This window comes from Thalassiella azotivora (genome assembly GCF_054781695.1).
In genome coordinates, this window is sequence record NZ_BAAGTX010000058.1 from 1 (window position 1) to 663 (window position 663).

Genomic DNA, 663 nt, shown 5'->3' on the forward strand with positions numbered 1-663 from the left:
CACTGGGTCGACGGGGTCGGGGTCGACCGGGGGCACTGGGTCGACGGGGTCGGGGTCGACCGGGGGCACTGGGTCGACGGGGTCGGGGTCGACCGGCGGGACCGGGTCGACCGGACCGGGGTCCACGGGCGGCACGGGAACGACGGGCGGCACCGGCACGACGGGGTCCGGGTTCACGGGCGGCACCGGCACCACCGGTGTCACCGGCGGAAGAGGAGCGATCGGGGTGACCGGAGGCAGCGGGACGCCGCCCCCACCCGGGACGAGCGGGACCCGCCCGACGTCGTCCAGGACCGGCCCGAGCGGAACGTCCCGCCCGATCCCACCCGGACCGTCGACGTCCGGCCCCAGGGTCAGCGGACCGCCCCCCGGCAGGTCCACGGGACCGGGCAGGGTCAACCCCTCCGGCGTCAGGACCGCCGACGAGTCGTCCGCGTCAGTGCCGGCCTCGTCACCCGCCGCCCGTCCGCCGGACGTCGCGTCCTCGTCCTCGGTCACGGAGCTCGCGCTGCTGGCCTGCTGCGCAGTCACCGCGGGCTCGTCCTCGGTGATGACGACGGCCGTCCCGGCGGCCACCGCGCCGACGACCACGGCGGCCGCCGCGGCAGCCGCCCACCCGCCGGTCGTGACGGCGGCGACGACGGCGGCCAGAGGACCCGCGCC

At 78.6% G+C, this 663-nt stretch carries 1 pseudogene; it reads right to left on the reverse strand.

Going from position 1 to position 663, the window contains the following annotated elements:
* Positions 1–663 (reverse strand): annotated as a pseudogene (locus ACYVQV_RS18985) (hypothetical protein); the annotation flags it as partial.